Annotated in this window: 18 protein-coding genes, 1 tRNA gene and 1 pseudogene; 12 read left to right on the top strand and 8 right to left on the bottom strand. The window is 70.7% G+C overall.

Features of this window, described 5'->3' with window-relative positions; translation table 11 throughout:
* Positions 1-161 precede the first annotated feature (161 nt).
* From BN39_RS22335 to yidC, 5 genes and pseudogenes are all read left to right on the top strand, one after another.
* Complete coding sequence (locus BN39_RS22335; protein ID WP_081586113.1) at positions 162-932, top strand: DUF998 domain-containing protein; 771 nt, start codon at positions 162-164, stop codon at positions 930-932.
* A 40-nt stretch (positions 933-972) separates the two neighbouring features.
* Entirely contained in the window at positions 973-1,929 is a 957-nt protein-coding gene (locus BN39_RS14820) for an NAD(P)/FAD-dependent oxidoreductase (protein ID WP_019203211.1), read from the top strand.
* A 167-nt stretch (positions 1,930-2,096) separates the two neighbouring features.
* Positions 2,097-2,168, top strand: a tRNA-Gly gene (locus BN39_RS14815).
* 65 nt (positions 2,169-2,233) lie between these two features.
* On the top strand, positions 2,234-2,551 hold the full coding sequence (locus BN39_RS14810) for a DUF6412 domain-containing protein (RefSeq protein WP_148281508.1): 318 nt from the start codon (positions 2,234-2,236) through the stop codon (positions 2,549-2,551).
* 86 nt (positions 2,552-2,637) lie between these two features.
* Positions 2,638-3,468, top strand: a pseudogene (gene yidC, locus BN39_RS14805) (membrane protein insertase YidC); the annotation flags it as partial.
* A 20-nt stretch (positions 3,469-3,488) separates the two neighbouring features.
* Here the strand turns inward: yidC and BN39_RS14800 are convergent.
* From BN39_RS14800 to BN39_RS14790, 3 genes are read right to left on the bottom strand one after another with little or no spacing between them, the layout of a single operon-like run.
* A complete protein-coding gene (locus BN39_RS14800) occupies positions 3,489-3,893 on the bottom strand; it encodes a helix-turn-helix domain-containing protein (protein ID WP_019203208.1) in 405 nt (134 codons plus the stop codon).
* Positions 3,894-3,929: 36 nt separating this feature from the next.
* Positions 3,930-4,244, bottom strand: a complete 315-nt coding sequence (locus tag BN39_RS14795) for a hypothetical protein (protein WP_019203207.1) — start codon at positions 4,242-4,244, stop codon at positions 3,930-3,932.
* A 10-nt stretch (positions 4,245-4,254) separates the two neighbouring features.
* Complete coding sequence (locus BN39_RS14790) at positions 4,255-4,842, bottom strand: ABATE domain-containing protein (RefSeq protein ID WP_019203206.1); 588 nt, start codon at positions 4,840-4,842, stop codon at positions 4,255-4,257.
* 104 nt (positions 4,843-4,946) lie between these two features.
* Here BN39_RS14790 and BN39_RS14785 point away from each other — a divergent pair, with 104 nt between their 5' ends.
* Complete coding sequence (locus BN39_RS14785; RefSeq protein WP_040768414.1) at positions 4,947-6,107, top strand: epoxide hydrolase family protein; 1,161 nt, start codon at positions 4,947-4,949, stop codon at positions 6,105-6,107.
* A gap of 21 nt (positions 6,108-6,128) precedes the next feature.
* On the opposite strand, the gene BN39_RS14780 is transcribed toward BN39_RS14785, so the two are convergent.
* Positions 6,129-6,527, bottom strand: coding sequence for a glyoxalase superfamily protein (locus BN39_RS14780; protein ID WP_202803302.1), 399 nt, complete (start codon positions 6,525-6,527; stop codon positions 6,129-6,131).
* Between the two features lie 31 nt (positions 6,528-6,558).
* Positions 6,559-6,822, bottom strand: a complete 264-nt coding sequence (locus BN39_RS14775; RefSeq protein WP_019203203.1) for a F0F1 ATP synthase subunit C — start codon at positions 6,820-6,822, stop codon at positions 6,559-6,561.
* Positions 6,823-6,887: 65 nt separating this feature from the next.
* Between BN39_RS14775 and BN39_RS14770 the strand changes: the two genes are divergently transcribed.
* From BN39_RS14770 to BN39_RS14750, 5 genes are all read left to right on the top strand, one after another.
* Positions 6,888-7,517 (top strand): TetR/AcrR family transcriptional regulator, encoded by a 630-nt coding sequence (locus BN39_RS14770; protein WP_019203202.1) that lies wholly within the window; start codon positions 6,888-6,890, stop codon positions 7,515-7,517.
* A gap of 8 nt (positions 7,518-7,525) precedes the next feature.
* Entirely contained in the window at positions 7,526-8,767 is a 1,242-nt protein-coding gene (locus BN39_RS14765) for a glycosyltransferase (RefSeq protein ID WP_019203201.1), read from the top strand.
* Positions 8,768-8,805: 38 nt separating this feature from the next.
* The gene (locus tag BN39_RS14760) at positions 8,806-9,786 is read left to right on the top strand and encodes an arsenic resistance protein (protein ID WP_237741700.1); all 981 of its coding nucleotides are present in this window, start codon (positions 8,806-8,808) and stop codon (positions 9,784-9,786) included.
* Between the two features lie 45 nt (positions 9,787-9,831).
* Positions 9,832-10,164 carry a hypothetical protein gene (locus tag BN39_RS14755; protein ID WP_019203199.1) on the top strand — a complete coding sequence of 111 codons (333 nt, stop codon included), beginning with the start codon at positions 9,832-9,834 and terminating at the stop codon, positions 10,162-10,164.
* Positions 10,165-10,458: 294 nt separating this feature from the next.
* Positions 10,459-10,938 (top strand): DUF3592 domain-containing protein, encoded by a 480-nt coding sequence (locus BN39_RS14750; RefSeq protein WP_019203197.1) that lies wholly within the window; start codon positions 10,459-10,461, stop codon positions 10,936-10,938.
* Between the two features lie 8 nt (positions 10,939-10,946).
* On the opposite strand, the gene BN39_RS14745 is transcribed toward BN39_RS14750, so the two are convergent.
* The 3 genes from BN39_RS14745 to BN39_RS14735 form a co-directional block, all read right to left on the bottom strand.
* Positions 10,947-12,056: an RNA polymerase sigma factor gene (locus BN39_RS14745; RefSeq protein WP_019203196.1), complete on the bottom strand. Its 1,110-nt coding sequence runs from the start codon at positions 12,054-12,056 to the stop codon at positions 10,947-10,949.
* 6 nt (positions 12,057-12,062) lie between these two features.
* Entirely contained in the window at positions 12,063-12,470 is a 408-nt protein-coding gene (locus tag BN39_RS14740; RefSeq protein ID WP_019203195.1) for a YciI family protein, read from the bottom strand.
* 149 nt (positions 12,471-12,619) lie between these two features.
* On the bottom strand, positions 12,620-13,222 hold the full coding sequence (locus BN39_RS14735) for a TetR/AcrR family transcriptional regulator (RefSeq protein WP_019203194.1): 603 nt from the start codon (positions 13,220-13,222) through the stop codon (positions 12,620-12,622).
* A 71-nt stretch (positions 13,223-13,293) separates the two neighbouring features.
* On the opposite strand from BN39_RS14735, the gene BN39_RS14730 reads away from it, so the two are divergent.
* Complete coding sequence (locus BN39_RS14730; protein WP_019203193.1) at positions 13,294-14,154, top strand: alpha/beta fold hydrolase; 861 nt, start codon at positions 13,294-13,296, stop codon at positions 14,152-14,154.
* Positions 14,155-14,165: the final 11 nt, after the last annotated feature.

Here is a 14,165-nt window from a genome sequence, read left to right as displayed (position 1 = left end):
CGGTTGTGAAGGAGCCCGCCCCGAGTCGGGAACCTACCGCCACCGCCCGGCCCGCCCCAGTAGAAGCACGCGGCTTGGATGGGCCCGCCCACCCGCGTCACGGTGTCGCAATTGAGACCTCCGATACTGCGCCGAGCCCGCGCATCGCATAGACATAGTTGATGCGACTAACGATCGACGCGCTGCCCCAGGCCGAAGCCGTCACCGCGATGAGTCGGCGCCGCGTGGTACTCTCCGGCGCCCTCCTCGCGAGCAGCGCGCTGTACTTCCTCGCCGAACTCGTCGTTTCGACGCGGTGGCCGCACCCGTACAGCTGGTCGGACAACATGATCAGCGATCTGGGCGTCCCCGAGTGCCTGGGGTGGCTCAGCCGTTCCGACGGTCTCGCGGTCGCGGATCGCTTCGTGTGCTCGCCGTGGCATCCCGTGATGAACTCGGCGTTCGTGGTCGTCGGCGCGCTGGGGATCGCCGCGGCCCTCGTCCTGCGCCCGCTGCTGCCCGCGCCGTGGGACCGGATCGTCGCCGCGCTGGCGACCCTGAACGGCGTGGCGCTCGCCTGCGTCGGGCTCTTCCCCGGCAGCGCCGGCGAATTCCCGGGCGGCTCCGAGCTGCGCACCGCCATCCATCCGGTCGCGGCGTACGCCGAGCACGTCAGCGGGCTCGCGCTCATGGGCGTCGCCGTCCTCCTGACGGTCCGCGGTCGGACGCGCCTGGCGGGCGTCACGGCGCTGCTCATCGCCGTCTCCGGTCTCGCGGCACTCGTCATCCCGTGGGCGGCCCCGCTGGGCGCCGGCGGCACCGAGCGTGCGGCGATCGATCCGTTCCTGTGGTGGCGATGCGTGCTGGGTGTCGCGCTCATCGCGACCGCGGTCGGAGACCGGTACGCACGTGCCGGAATCGGCGACTGTGCCCGCGGCGGCTCTCGGCTGTGATGCCATGACGGAGGCCTGAATCGGGAGAGAGGGGTGACCGGTGCGCATCACGGTGACCGGAGCGGGCCTCGCCGGGCTCACCCTGGCCGGCGCGCTCCTCGACCGCGGCGTGCCGCCCGGCGCCGTGACGATGCGTGAACGACGGGGTGGCCCCGTCGAGGCCGCGGGCGCCGAGACCTTCCTCGGCGTCCCTCCCGGCCTGCTCGACGCCGTCGGCGGCCGGTCGCGCTACCCGTCGGCGACGCGGTACCTGGACCGTGCGCCCGCGATCGACGGGATCGCCGTGATCACCCCGGACGGCGACCGCCCGCCCACCCGGCCCACGCCCGGGTGGCGGTTCATCACGCACCGCGAGATCGTGCGCGCCCTGGAGGCCGATATCGCCGACGCCGCCGTGCCGGTCCGGTACGGGGTCGACGGTCCGCCGGACGACGAGGAGCGGCGGACCGAGGATTGGATCGTCGGTGCCGACGGCGTCCACTCCGCGGTTCGAGGCACCGTCGAGCCCGATGCGTGTGCGATGCCGGTCGGCCAGCGCGCCGCGTTCGGTTCGCTGCCCCCTCGGGCGGTCGATCTCGACGTGGAATCGGGCGTTCTCACCTTCGTGCAGGGGGCGGAGAACTCCGCCCTGGGGATCCTTCGCACCGGGGACGCGGACCTGGTCTTCGCGCGGTACTCCGCAACCGCATCGAGCGTCTCGGGGCTCGGTTTCCCCGTGGTGCCAGGCGCTCTCGCTGCCTACGACCGCCTCCTCACCGAAGGGAGGACGATCGACCTCTTCGAGGCGCCCTGGGGGCGATGGCGCTCGGGGAGTGTCGTTCTCACGGGCGACGCCGCCCACGGAAAGTCGCCCGCGTACGGCAGGGGAGCGGTCGACGCCGTCGACGACGCGCGGATCCTCGCGCCCGCCCTGCTCGACGGGGCGGATGCCGTCGACGGTGCGCTCGCCGAGATCCTGCGGCGCGAACGGGCGGTGCGCGCGGCGTCGCGGCGGTGAGCGGCGGGCCCGGCGGAACGGATGCGTTGTCGTCACCGCACGTCAACGGCCGATTTGGTCCGGGGACACCCGCGGATGCTAGGGTATGTCCGCGCGATTCGATCCCGATATCGCGCATCTTCCCTCCTCGCAGAGGGTTTCGTGCTTCATGAGCTCGCTCATGGTTCGCGGATGTAGCGTAGTGGTAGCGCATCACCTTGCCAAGGTGAGGGTCGCGGGTTCGAATCCCGTCATCCGCTCAAGAATCCCCGGTCGCGTACGCGGCCGGGGATTCAGCCATTTCCGGGCGGGTATGGTCGGTGACATGGTGTCCAGGCTCGCGCGAGTCCTGCGGCGGCTGGGCGAGGCTCCGCTGCCGTGGATCGTGCTGGCCGCGTACGTCGTCGCCACCCTCACCGCGCTCGACGGTGCGACCGCCCTCGTGGGCATCGCCCTGGCCGTCGCCGTCGCCGCCCTGACCCACGTCGTCGTCGCTGACGAGTCGGGCGCACCGTCGGGGCCCTTGGACGAGGGGCGACGCCCCGACCTGAGACTCCGCGGCGCCTACCGGCGCAGCTCCATGCCGAACACCGCGGGCCGCCCACGGCCCCGAGCACCCGGAATGGCCGCCCGGGCGGCGTAGCCACTCACGGCCGGCCGCCACGACGGTTCGTTTCCCTTCGCGCTGCGGGGTTCCCGCCTGCGCGCTTCCACCCGTGAGGTGTTCCATTGCTTGATTTCATCTACTACCCCATCTCTGCGGTGCTCTGGTTCTGGCACCGCGTGTTCGGCCTGTTCCTCGGCGCGGACAGCGGCGTCGCCTGGTCGCTGTCCGTGGTGTTCCTCGTGTTCACGGTGCGCGCGATCCTGTTCTGGCCCGGGCTCGTCCAGGCCCGGACCGGGCGCGCGATGCAGGCGTTGACGCCGAAGTTCGACGAGCTGCGCAGCAAGCACGGTCACGACCGCGAGCGGCTCGGTCGCGAGGTGCAGAAAGTCCAGCGGGAGCACGGCGTGAACCCGTTCATGGGTTGCCTCCCGGCGCTCATCCAGGTCCCGGTGTTCCTCGGCCTGTTCCAGGTTCTGCGCTCCTTCAACCGCACCGGAACCGGGCTGGGGCAGCTGGGCCTGAGCCCCGAGGCGAACGCCTCACTGCCGAATTACGTGTTCTCCGCCGGCGATGTGCAGTCGTTCCTGCACGCCCGCCTGTTCGGTGCGCCGATCTCCGCCGCGATCACCAGCCCGCAGAGCGTGTTGGATTCGTTCGCCGGGTTCGGCGGAGTTCCCACGACGGCGACGATCGCCCTGGTGGCGATCCCGCTGATGCTCACGGCGTGCGTCGCCACGCACGTCACCGCACGGGCGTCGATGCGCCTGTCCGTCGCGGCGGATCCGGCGAACCCGCAGGCCGCGATCATGCAGAAGCTGATGCTGTGGGTGATGCCCGTCGGCAGCATCGTCGCCGGGCCGATCCTGATGATCGCGGTGCTGCTGTACTGGGTCGCGAACAACGTGTGGACCTTCGGGCAGGTGCACGCGGTGCACCGGATCCTCGACCGGGAGTCCGCACGTGCCTCCGGGGTTCAGCCCTCGGCCGGCTGATCGTGGTCGACGGTGCGCTCGCCGAGCGCGTCCGAGTACGCCCTGCCCCAGTCGGTCATCGCGGCGAGTACCCGTTGCGCGCCGCGACCGGCGTCGGTGAGGCGGTACTCGACGCGCGGCGGCACCTCGGGGAAGACCTCACGCCGGAGCAGTCCGTCCTGTTCGAGCTCGCGGAGCTGGCGGGCGAGCACGCGGGGCGTCGGGTTCGGCAGGGCGCGGGACAGTTCGTTGAACCGGAGCACGCCGCGCCGATCGAGTTCCATCAGGATGGTGGGTTTCCACGCGCCGCCCAGCACCGCGACGGTGATCTCCGCGGCACAGGCGGGGTTCCACGTGCGGACCAGCTTCTGCGTCCGTTCGCGTCCTTCGGCGGGGGTGGGGCTCACGCTTCGAGTGTCCCACCGTGCGGCGCGGGCCGTGATTCAGATCGATCCGGCCTTCTCGACCACCACGATCCTCGCCTGTCCGACCGGGGCGGCCTTGTGCTCGTCGCCGACGTCGGCGATGCACACGACCCCGGGCGTCAGTCGGCGGACCCGCTCCTTCCCGGACCTGTCGCGGTAGTGCATGTCCACCTCTCCGTCGATCACGACGAACACCTCGACGCCGTCGTTGGTGTGCCACACGTATTCGGTGTCCGTCCAGTGCAGCCGGACGGTGGCGTCGTCGAGCGCGGCGAGGGGTATCGCACCCCAGGGGCGTTCGGCGGTGAACTCACCGGCGGTCACGAATCGCATGGGTCGGTCCTCACTTTCGTGCGGCTCGATCGGCCGCGCCGGACGGTCGTCGGTGCGCGTTGAACCGCGCCTTCTTCTCGCGATTGCCGCACGTGTTCATCTCACACCATCGGCGGCTCCGGCTGCGGCTGGTGTCGAAGAACGCGGCCCGGCACGTGGGCGACGCGCACAGTGCGAGCCTGCCGTCCCGCGCGCCGGAGAGGATGCCTATCGCGTCGGCCGCGATCACGCCGAGCGCGTCGTCGACATCCGACTCCGCGGTGAGCTCCCAGCGGTGGTTCCCCTCCGGGGTGAGGCGGGCCGAGGCATTGCCGGCGGCGCTGCACCTGTTGATGATCTCGACTGCCGGCGCGGGGGGAGCGGCGTCGAGGGCTGCCGCGGTGGCGGCCGTGTGGATCGCCTCCCGCAGCTCCCGGGCGCGATCAAACTGCGCGGCGGTGCACGCAGTGACCGCGAGTCCGCTCACGTCCAACCAGTCGACGAGCCGGCCCGGCGTGGGGATGCGCTCCACCGGATCGCCCGCGCGTTCGGTCAATGTCGCGGTGAAGCTCGTCGCCAACACGGTTCCGAGCCGGAACTCGGGGTAGTCATCGGGCATGGAACCACCATAGCCGGTTGCGATGCCGGGCTGGGACTGATAGAACCGGCATAGACGGTTCGTGCGGTGCGGGCGGTCGACGACTCCCAGGAGGCCCCGTGTTCATGACGTTCCCCGGAGTGGAGGCCTTCGAGTTCCGGGCCGCCGAATCCGAACTCGCCGACCTCCGCGCACGACTGGCGAACGCCCGGCTGCCCGAGGCGGAGACCGTGTATCGCGAAGCCCCCGACCCGCGCCGGTGGGATCAGGGCGTGCCGCTCGCCGATCTCGTCCAGGTGATCGAGCACTGGCGGACCCGGTACGACTGGCGGCGCTTCGAGGAGAGGCTCGGCCGGCTCGGTCAGTACCGCACCGAGATCGACGGCCTGGCGATCCACTTCCTGCACCGTCGATCGCCGCGCTCGGACGCCGTGCCGCTGATCGTCACACACGGATGGCCGGGCAGCATCGCCGAATTCGTGGGCGTCATCGATGAACTGGCCGAGCCGGCCGATCCGGGGGCGCCCGCGTTCCATGTGGTTGCACCGTCGTTGCCGGGGTTCGGATTCAGCGACAAGCCCCGCAGTACGGGGTGGGGGACCGAGGCCATCGCGGCGGCGTGGGTCGAGCTCATGACCAGGCTCGGCTATCCGCGATTCCTCGCCCACGGCGGGGACTGGGGCGGCAACATCACCACCGTGCTGGGCGGACGGTTCCCGGAGGCCGTGATCGGGATCCACACGACGTTCGCCGAGGGATTGCCCGGTGCGAGCACCGTCGACCTCACCCCGTCGGAGCAGGAATGGGCGGAGGAGACCCGCCGTTTCTGGCGTCAGCGGGCCGCCTACGCCAAGCAGCAGGCGACGCGGCCGCAGACGATCGGCTACTCGCTCGTGGACTCCCCGGTGGGCCTGCTCGCGTGGATCCTCGACAAGTTCGCCGAGTGGACCGACACCGTCGACAGCCCCTTCGAGTCGATCCCGATGGACACGATCCTCGACGACGTGACGCTGTACTGGCTGACGCGGAGCGGCGCGTCCGCGGCCAGGATCTACTACGAGAGTCACAACTCGCTGGACCCGGCGCTGCGCGTCGACGTCCCGTCGGCGATCACCATCTACCCCAAGGACATCGAGAAGTATCCCCGGGCCCTGTCGGAGGCCAGGTACCGGCGCATCGTTCGGTGGCGCGCACCCGAGGCCGGCGGCCACTTCCCGTCGCTGGAGGTGCCGGGGGAGTTCGTCGAGGACCTGCGAGAGGGTTTGACCGCGGTTCTCGCGGCGTGATCGGCGCGACCGTGCCGGTTCTCAGTCGGTGGGCTCGCAGAAGCGGAGGATGTTGCCGAAGGGATCGGTGACGTCCACGGTAGGTCCGCCGGGTGCCTCTCGGTCGATGCCGGGACGCACGCGGCGGTGTCCGCGACCGCTGATCTCCGTGTGGAACGCGCCCGCGTCCTTCACCGGGATCCACACCGCCGTCCCCGGGGTGCCGTCGCCGTGGTGCTCCGAGAGGTCGAGCACGGTGTCGTCCGGTCGGATCCGCATGTACAGGGGGAGTCCGGGTTCGAAGCGGTGTTCCCAATCGACGGCGAACCCCAGGTAGTCGATGTAGAACTCGCGGGCGAGCGCGGTGTCGAACATCCGCAGCACGGGAATCGCGCGCCCCGTCACAGCCGGTGTCGACGTGCCTTCTGCGGAGGACTGCATGCACGCACCGTATCCCGACCGGACGTGCGTTTCAGCGTCCCGGCGTCGCGAAGACGAACAGCGCCATGAACGCGACGTTGATGAAGAAGGCCGCCTCGACCAGACCGACGGTGATGAGGAACGGTGCCATCATCCGTTGCTGTGCGTCCGGTTGGCGAGCGAGACCGGCGATCATCTGTGCTCCCGCCGTTCCGTTGCCGACGCCCGCGCCGATCGCTCCGCCCGCCAGTGCGATGCCGCCGCCGCAGAGGGCGCCCGCGGTGACGATCGCGTTGACGAGTTCCGTGTCCGCCATGATGCTCCTTGGATCGATTGATCCAATACTAGATCAGTTGAACCAGATTTCGCTAGCATGGAGCCATGCAGCCCGATGTACCCGAGACGTTCACCCGGCGCGCACGGCGTGCCCAACTCGTGGAATGCGCGATCGACACCATCGCGGAGGTGGGATACGCGCAGGCGTCGGTGCGTAAGATCGCCGAACGCGCCGACGTCGGGCTCAGCGTGGTGATGCACCACATCGGACACAAGGATGACCTGGTCGCCGCCGTGGTCGCCGAGTGCTACCGGTCGGTGCTCGAGGTGATGGTTCCCGCGGTGACGGCGCAGGAGACCGCCCGGGGGAGGCTGGCAGCACACATCCGGGCCCATCTCGGCTACATCGAGAGCCGTCCCGCGCATCATCAGGCGCTCACCGAGATCGCACACGGCTACCGCAGCGCTGATGGGCGGCGGCTGCAGGACCTGGATGTTCCCGCCGAACACCTGGCTGAGGCCGCCGAAGTGGGGCTCGAGGCCATATTCCGGCGGGGGATCGACAGCGGCGAATTCCGGGAACTCTCACCGGAATCGATGGCCTCGGCCGTGCGCGGTGCCATCGGCTCCGCGATGCTCCGGGCGCAGAGCGATCCCGGATTCGACTTCGCCCGATACGCCGACGATCTGGTCGACGCATTCCTCCGCGCGGCCGCCGCCGACCCCACCCCCTAGGAGTAGTCGTGTCCACGATCCTCATCGCCGCATACGGATCCCGGGGTGACGTCATGCCGCTCACCGATGTCGGACGTCGCCTGCGCGACGCCGGGCACCGCGTCGTGCTCACCTCCAACGACGAACTCGACGAGGAGGTAGAGGCCTGCGGGGTGGAGGCCAGAAGGATCTCGTTCGAGGTCCAGGGCGATCTCGACTCGGGTGCGGACGCCGTCAAGCTCGCCATGCAAGTCGCGAGGCCCGCCGGAATCCGCCGTCTGGGCAACACCTTCCTCGATGTAGTGGAGGACGTGGACGCCGACGCCGTTCTGCTCACACCGTTCACCGAGCTGCCCGGACTGGCTTTCGCGGAAGCGCGGGACATCCCATCGATGGGGCTGAGGTTGCAGCCGCTCTCCGCTACGGTCGCCCACCTGCCCAGCCTGTTCGGTGCTCGGTCCGCCGGCGGCGCTCTCAACAGGGCCGTCGGGAAGACGGCCGCGGCGGCGGTGGACCGCTTGTACGGCGGCGCGGTGTCGGATTTCCGTCGTCGGCTCGGCCTCCCACGCCGATCGGCCGCTGCGCTGCGCCGGCGACGCACGGCCGAGGACTGGCCGATCCTGCACGGATACTCGCCGTCGGTGCTTCCACGGCCCGCCGACTGGCGTCCGGGGCTCGACGTGGTGGGGTACTGGTGGCCGCGGCACGACGAGACCTGGACGCCCCCACAGTCACTCGTGGAGTTCATCGACGGCGGAGCAGCACCTGTTGCAATCGGGTTCGGCAGTCTCATGGTGCCCGAGGTGGAACGTGAGCGGATCTCGCAGACGGTCCGCGAGGCCGTGGTCGCCGCGGGCGTGCGGGCCGTTGTGCAGTCCGGGGGCGCCGGGCTCCGCGTGCCGGACGACGAGCACACGATGACCGTGGACACAGTTCCTCACGAGTGGCTGTTCGAGCGCGCCGCGGCGGTGGTGCACTCGTGTGGAGCAGGAACCACCGCCGCCGGCCTGCGCGCCGCTCGGCCTGCCGTCGGCGTTCCGTCTTCCGGAGGGGATCAGCCGTTCTGGGCGCGCCGGCTTGAGGCGCTGGGCGTCAGCGCCGCCACCATTCCACGTCCGAAGCTCGATGTCGGCGGCCTGGCCGAGGCGATCACCGCCGCCGTCACCACCCCTGAGCTCGCGCGGAACGCTGCCGGCGTCGCGGCGGGGATGTCCGCCGACGACGGCGCGGGGCGGGTCGTGCGGCAGGTGGAACGCCTGCTCGAGCGGTAGGTACGGGGCTGGGCGCCCCGCCCACCTAGAGTGGCCGGGTGACGGGATCTCGGACGTCGGCGGAGTGGATGGAGCGCCACCAGGTGCCGCTGTATCTGGGCGGCCTCGCGGCCGGAGCGCTGCTGGGGCTGCTCCTACCGTCCGTGGCGGAGCCCGCGGAGTCGGCCGTGAACCCGGTCCTGGCGCTCCTGCTGTACGCGACGTTCCTCGGCATCCCGTTCGCCCGGATCGGTGCGGCGCTGCGGGACTGGCGTTTCCTCGTCGCCGCCCTGGCCGTGAACTTCCTCGCCGTCCCGGCTGTCGTGTTCGTGCTGTCGCGGCTCGTCGCTCAGGAGCGCGCGCTCCTCGTCGGCGTGCTCTTCGTCCTGCTCACGCCGTGCGTCGATTACGTCATCGTGTTCGCCGGGCTCGCGGGCGGCGCGAAGGACCGGCTCCTCGCCGCAGCGCCCCTGCTGATGCTCGCCCAGATGGTGCTCCTGCCCGCGTACCTCTATCTGTTCGTCGGCGACGGCGTCGTCCGCTCCATCGACTACGCCCCGTTCGGGGAGGCGTTCGTCCTCATCATCGCCGTCCCCCTGGCGCTGGCGGCACTCACACAGGTGGCGGCGGCGCGCACCCGGTGGGGTGCCCGGTTCGAAGCCGGCGTCACGGGCACGATGGTCCCGATCATGGTGCTCACGCTCGCGGTCGTCGTCGCCTCGCAGATCGACGGTGTGCGGGCGGAGCTCTCGTCGTTGCTGTTCGCCCTGCCCGTCTACATCCTGTTCGCGGTCGTCATGGTGCCCGTCGGCGCCGCCGCCGGCCGCATCGCGCGCCTCGACGTGCCGGGCCGCCGCAGCATCGTGTTCACCGGCGTCACGCGGAACTCACTCGTGATCCTCCCTCTCGGTCTCGCGCTGCCCGCGGGATACGACCTCGTGCCGTTGGTGATCGTTACGCAGACTCTCGTGGAACTCGTCGTCATGGTCGTGTTGGTGCGCCTCGTACCGAGGCTCCTGCCCGACGGTGCGCGGGTCTGAGCCGACCGGCCCCGCGCGGACGCAGCCCGTCGTATCGTCGGAGGCGTGTACCTGGAGCGATTCGTCGCCGACGGCTTCCTCGACGCCGACGGCGCGGAACGCCTGCGCTGGGAGAGTGCGCGGTACGTCTCGCGGATCTACCTGATCGTGGGGGAGCGTCGAGTCATGGCGCAGAACCTCCAACTGTGTTGGGAGGCGCTCGACGTGGGGCCGGGCACACCGATCGCGCTCGAGGTCACCAGCGGGAAGCGCGGCCTCCTCGACGACGAACAGCGCGCGATCGCCGGATTCGCGGACACGTTCCGCGAGCTGCTCGTGCCGCCCGCGCCGCGCCGTCACCCGCGATGGCGCCGGCGTCGAACGCCGTCCGCGACCTGACGGAGGCGTGGGGCGATTCCTCCGCCTTTGCGACGTAACGCGTCGATCGCGACCGCGCGCTGCTAACGGTGCTGCACAGCGCGACGATCAACCGGTCGGTACCGCCCGAAACACACCAACGAAAGGCAGAACCGACCATGACGATTCGTCGCGCGCCCCGCGTCGCGCAGTCCGCCCACGCCCACCCGGTGACGTCGGCCGTCGCCGTCGCCCCGCGGGGCGTCCTCCGCAGCGACACCCGCACCGTCGTATGACGGCCCCCGCCGAACCCGGGGCACGCGTGGGGAGTGGGCGTTGAATCCCGAGCAGCAGGCCGGCGTCGTGCTGTTGATCATGGGAGTCGCGTTCTGCGTTTTCCTGCCCTACATCGTGGCCACCAGGGTGGTCGAGGCCCGGCGCCGGGGACGATGGATTCCGGCATCCGGATCGGTCACGCGGACCGAGGCCCGCCGCTCGCGTTCGCACGCGGCGAGTGCGAGCGGCGACGGACCTTCCGGCAGCGGCTCCGGCCCCCGCGTCTACGTCGCCCACTACATCTACACGGCGCCCGACGGGTCGCGCTTGAACGGCGAAGGGCAGGTGAACGATCCGCGGCGGTACCGCGCCGGAACGCCGATCGAGGTCGTCGTCGATCCCTACGACCACGGCCGGTCGATGCCCAAAGAGAGTGCCGGTGCCCCTGTGGGATGCATGGCGGTCCCGGGGCTGGTGCTGTTCGCCGTGGGCGCGGTCCTGACGTACTTCGGTGCGGCGATGGTGTTCTCGACGGGCTGATCGGTTCCTCAGTCGGCCGGATCCTCCCGCAGCCGCGCGGCGCTCCGCAGGAGATGTTCGCGTTCAGCCAGATTCGTCGCAGCGGTGGCCGCCTCGGTGTACAGCGCGGCGGCCCGCGCCGGCGAGCCGGCCCGCTCGTGGAGGTAGGCGGCCGCGGCGGCGTACCGCGGCACCGCCGGATCGACGCGGTCGAGCGCGGCGAGCCCGGCCCGGGCGCCGTCCGCCTCCCCGACGGCGATCGCCCGGTTGAGACGCACCACGGGGCTGTCGTTGAGGCGCAGCAGCTCGTCGTACCACTCCACGACCTGCACCCAGTCGGTCTCCTCGGCGCGCGGCGCATCAGCGTGCAGCGCGGCGATCGCCGCTTGGGCTTGGAACTCGCCCAACCGATCCCGCTGTAGCGCCGCCTGCAGGATCCGCACGCCCTCGGCGATCGCCGCCGTGTCCCAGGTCGTCCGGTCCTGCTCGGCGAGCGGCACGAGCGATCCGTCCGGCGCTATGCGGGCCGGCCGCCGGGCATGGTGCAGCAGCATCAGGGCGAGCAGGCCCGAGACCTCGGGGTGGTCGACGAGCGACACCAGCTGCCGGGTCAGCCGGATGGCCTCGGCGGCGAGGTCCACGTCCCCGGAGTAGCCCTCGTTGAACACCAGGTACAGCACGCGTAGCACCGTGGCCACGTCGCCGTGGGCGCCCAGGCCGCTGTCGGCGACGGTGCGCTTCGCCCGGGTGATCCGCTGCGCCATGGTCGATTCGGGGACCAGGTACGCCTGGGCGATCTGGCGGGTGGTGAGCCCGCCGACGGCGCGGAGCGTGAGCGCGACCGCGGACGTGGTGCTGAGCGACGGGTGCGCGCACAGGAAGTACAGCTTCAGGGTGTCATCGGAGCCCGGAACCGATTCGGGTACGGGCTCCACGGCGACGGCCCCCTCCCGACGCCGGCGAGACGACTCCGACCGCACCACGTCGAGGTACCGTCGCCACGCGACCGACACGAGCCACCCCTTCGGCTCGCTCGGAGGTCTCGACTGCCACGTGCGGAGCGCCTCGATCAGCGCCTCCTGAACGACGAGGGCGCCTATGACCTCCGGAACGAGGCGCCGAAGCAGAGCTTCGTCCACGGTGATTCAGCCTTCGATGGTGGGCGGCTCCGCCATGAACGGCCGCAGTTCGAGCCACTCGAAGATGGGCTCACCTCCGGCCCCGGGCGCCGCGGAGAGTTGGCCCGCGAGCTCCACGGCCCGTTCGTAGCTGTCGACGTCGATCGCCATCCACCCCGCGATCAGGTCCTTGGTCTCGGCGAACGGCCCGTCGGTGACGGCCGGCTCGCCCTCGCCGCCGTACTGCACCCAGGTTCCGGACGGCGCGAGCGCCTGGGCGTCCACCAACTCGCCGCTGCGTTCCAGCCGGTCCGCGAAATCCTGCATGAACTGCATGTGCGCGGTGATCTCGTCCTGCGTCCACCGGTCCATCGGCACCGCGTTCCGCGGGGCGGGGGCGCCACGGTAGTGCTTGAGCAGCAGGTACTTGGCCATGATGTTCCTCCTCGTCGCGGTACGGACATTGTGTCCGTACTCGCACCTGGGACGGAGCCGTCCGGAGGTTCTCGACATCCCCGACAGAGCTTTTTTACCGGGGCCCCGTTGATCAGCGCTGACGTTACGGGAGCACGGCGACCCGCCGGTCATGTGTCCGTTTCGGCGATCCCGCGGAGATGGGCGTGAATGATGGCGCCGACGGGGGAGCGGGTGTCGATAGCGGTGCGGTGGAAGACCAGGGAGTCGGCGAGCACGATCAGTTCGTCGACCCGGGCGTCGTCGTGCGGCAGGTCCGCCCGGGCGAGCGCCGCGGCGGCGATGGCGCGGCTCGCGGTGTGCAGGTCGGAGCCGGTGGTCAGGCGGTCCCGGAGGGCGGGAGCGTCATGGAGCTCCAGGATCAGGGCGTAGCGGGCACGCATGTCGTCGCGGCGCTCCGCGAGCGATTCGACCATGCCGGTCAGTGCGGACGCGAGGTCGTCGACGGTGAGGCGCCCGTCGGTTCCCGCGGTGCCGACGGCGCGCTCCACAGCGAGCGCGTCGCGGGCCGAGCGGGATGCGAGGGAGTCGACGACGAGTTCGAGAAGCGCCCTGCGGGTGCGCGCGTGATGTGAAGTGGAGCCGTTCGGGATGCCGGCTTCGCGGTCCACGGCGCGATGGGTCAGGGCGCGGACGCCGTCGCGGGCGATGATCCGGATCGCGGCGGCGGCGACGAGGTCGCGTCGCTCGGCGACGGCGGGGCGGTCGGGCACAGGTTGATGCTACAGGTGTAGCGTCGGAGCTCTTCGCTACAGGTGTAGCGGACACGAGTAGGAGGATCGCCATGATGATCGACTTCGTGCCCGACCCCGATCTCTTCCCCTTCGCGTCCCGATGGTTCGATTCTTCCGCCGGGCGGATGCATTACATCGACGAGGGCGACGGACCCGTCATCCTGTTCTGTCACGGTTCGCCCACCTGGAGTTTCGTGTACCGGCGGATCGTGTCCGCGCTCCGGGCGCGCTTCCGCTGCATCGCGGTCGATCATCTCGGCTTCGGTCTTTCCGAGAGGCCGGCGGGTTTCGGGTACACGATCGCCGAACTCACGTCCGCGCTCGGCGAACTGATGGACCATCTCCGCCTCGACGACGTGGTCGTCATGGGGCACGACTGGGGTGGCCCCATCGGCCTCGGTGCCGCGGTACCGCGCGCGGACCGGATCCGGGGGATCGCGCTCGGCAACACCGCCTTCTGGCCCATCGACGCCCTGCCGAACCGCGCGTTCAGCGCGGTCATGAGCACCGGCCCCGCGCAACGACGCATCGTCGACCGGAACCTCCTGATCGACACGGTGCTCTTCTCCGAGCTGCGCGGGGTTCTGACGCCGCGCGAGCTCGAGCAGTACCGGAGAGCGCAGCCCACGCCCGCCGCGCGCTGCGCGCTCGCGGTGATGCCGCGCGAGATCCGGGCGGCGGCGCCCCTGCTCGGACGGCTCCGGGACGACGTTCCGGCGGCTCTGGGAGACGTGCCGGCTCTGGCGGTCTGGGGCATGCGTGACAGGGTCTTCCCGCCGCGGCGGTGCCTCCCCCGCGTCGCCGCGGCGTTCCGGAACCTCGACGTGGTCGAACTGCCGCGGTCCGGGCACGTGATCCAGGAGTCCGCGCCCGATGAGATCGCCGACGCCCTCACCGCGGCTTTCGCCTAACGGGAGAAACT

Source organism: Tsukamurella sp. 1534, assembly GCF_000312385.1.
Classification (GTDB): domain Bacteria; phylum Actinomycetota; class Actinomycetes; order Mycobacteriales; family Mycobacteriaceae; genus Tsukamurella.
The sequence above is the reverse complement of the archived record's forward strand: the minus strand, read 5'-3'. Positions and strand labels throughout refer to the sequence as shown.

Bases quoted from the DNA above. Each gene is read 5' to 3' on its own strand.
- BN39_RS14730 (WP_019203193.1), top strand. From the start codon at position 13,294: ATGATGATCGACTTCGTGCCCGACCCCGATCTCTTCCCCTTCGCGTCC.
- BN39_RS14740 (WP_019203195.1), bottom strand. From the start codon at position 12,470: ATGGCCAAGTACCTGCTGCTCAAGCACTACCGTGGCGCCCCCGCCCCG.
- BN39_RS14790 (WP_019203206.1), bottom strand. From the start codon at position 4,842: ATGCCCGATGACTACCCCGAGTTCCGGCTCGGAACCGTGTTGGCGACG.
- BN39_RS14775 (WP_019203203.1), bottom strand. From the start codon at position 6,822: ATGGCGGACACGGAACTCGTCAACGCGATCGTCACCGCGGGCGCCCTC.
- BN39_RS14770 (WP_019203202.1), top strand. From the start codon at position 6,888: ATGCAGCCCGATGTACCCGAGACGTTCACCCGGCGCGCACGGCGTGCC.
- BN39_RS14795 (WP_019203207.1), bottom strand. From the start codon at position 4,244: ATGCGATTCGTGACCGCCGGTGAGTTCACCGCCGAACGCCCCTGGGGT.
- BN39_RS14785 (WP_040768414.1), top strand. From the start codon at position 4,947: ATGACGTTCCCCGGAGTGGAGGCCTTCGAGTTCCGGGCCGCCGAATCC.
- BN39_RS22335 (WP_081586113.1), top strand. From the start codon at position 162: ATGCGACTAACGATCGACGCGCTGCCCCAGGCCGAAGCCGTCACCGCG.
- BN39_RS14810 (WP_148281508.1), top strand. From the start codon at position 2,234: ATGGTGTCCAGGCTCGCGCGAGTCCTGCGGCGGCTGGGCGAGGCTCCG.
- BN39_RS14780 (WP_202803302.1), bottom strand. From the start codon at position 6,527: ATGCAGTCCTCCGCAGAAGGCACGTCGACACCGGCTGTGACGGGGCGC.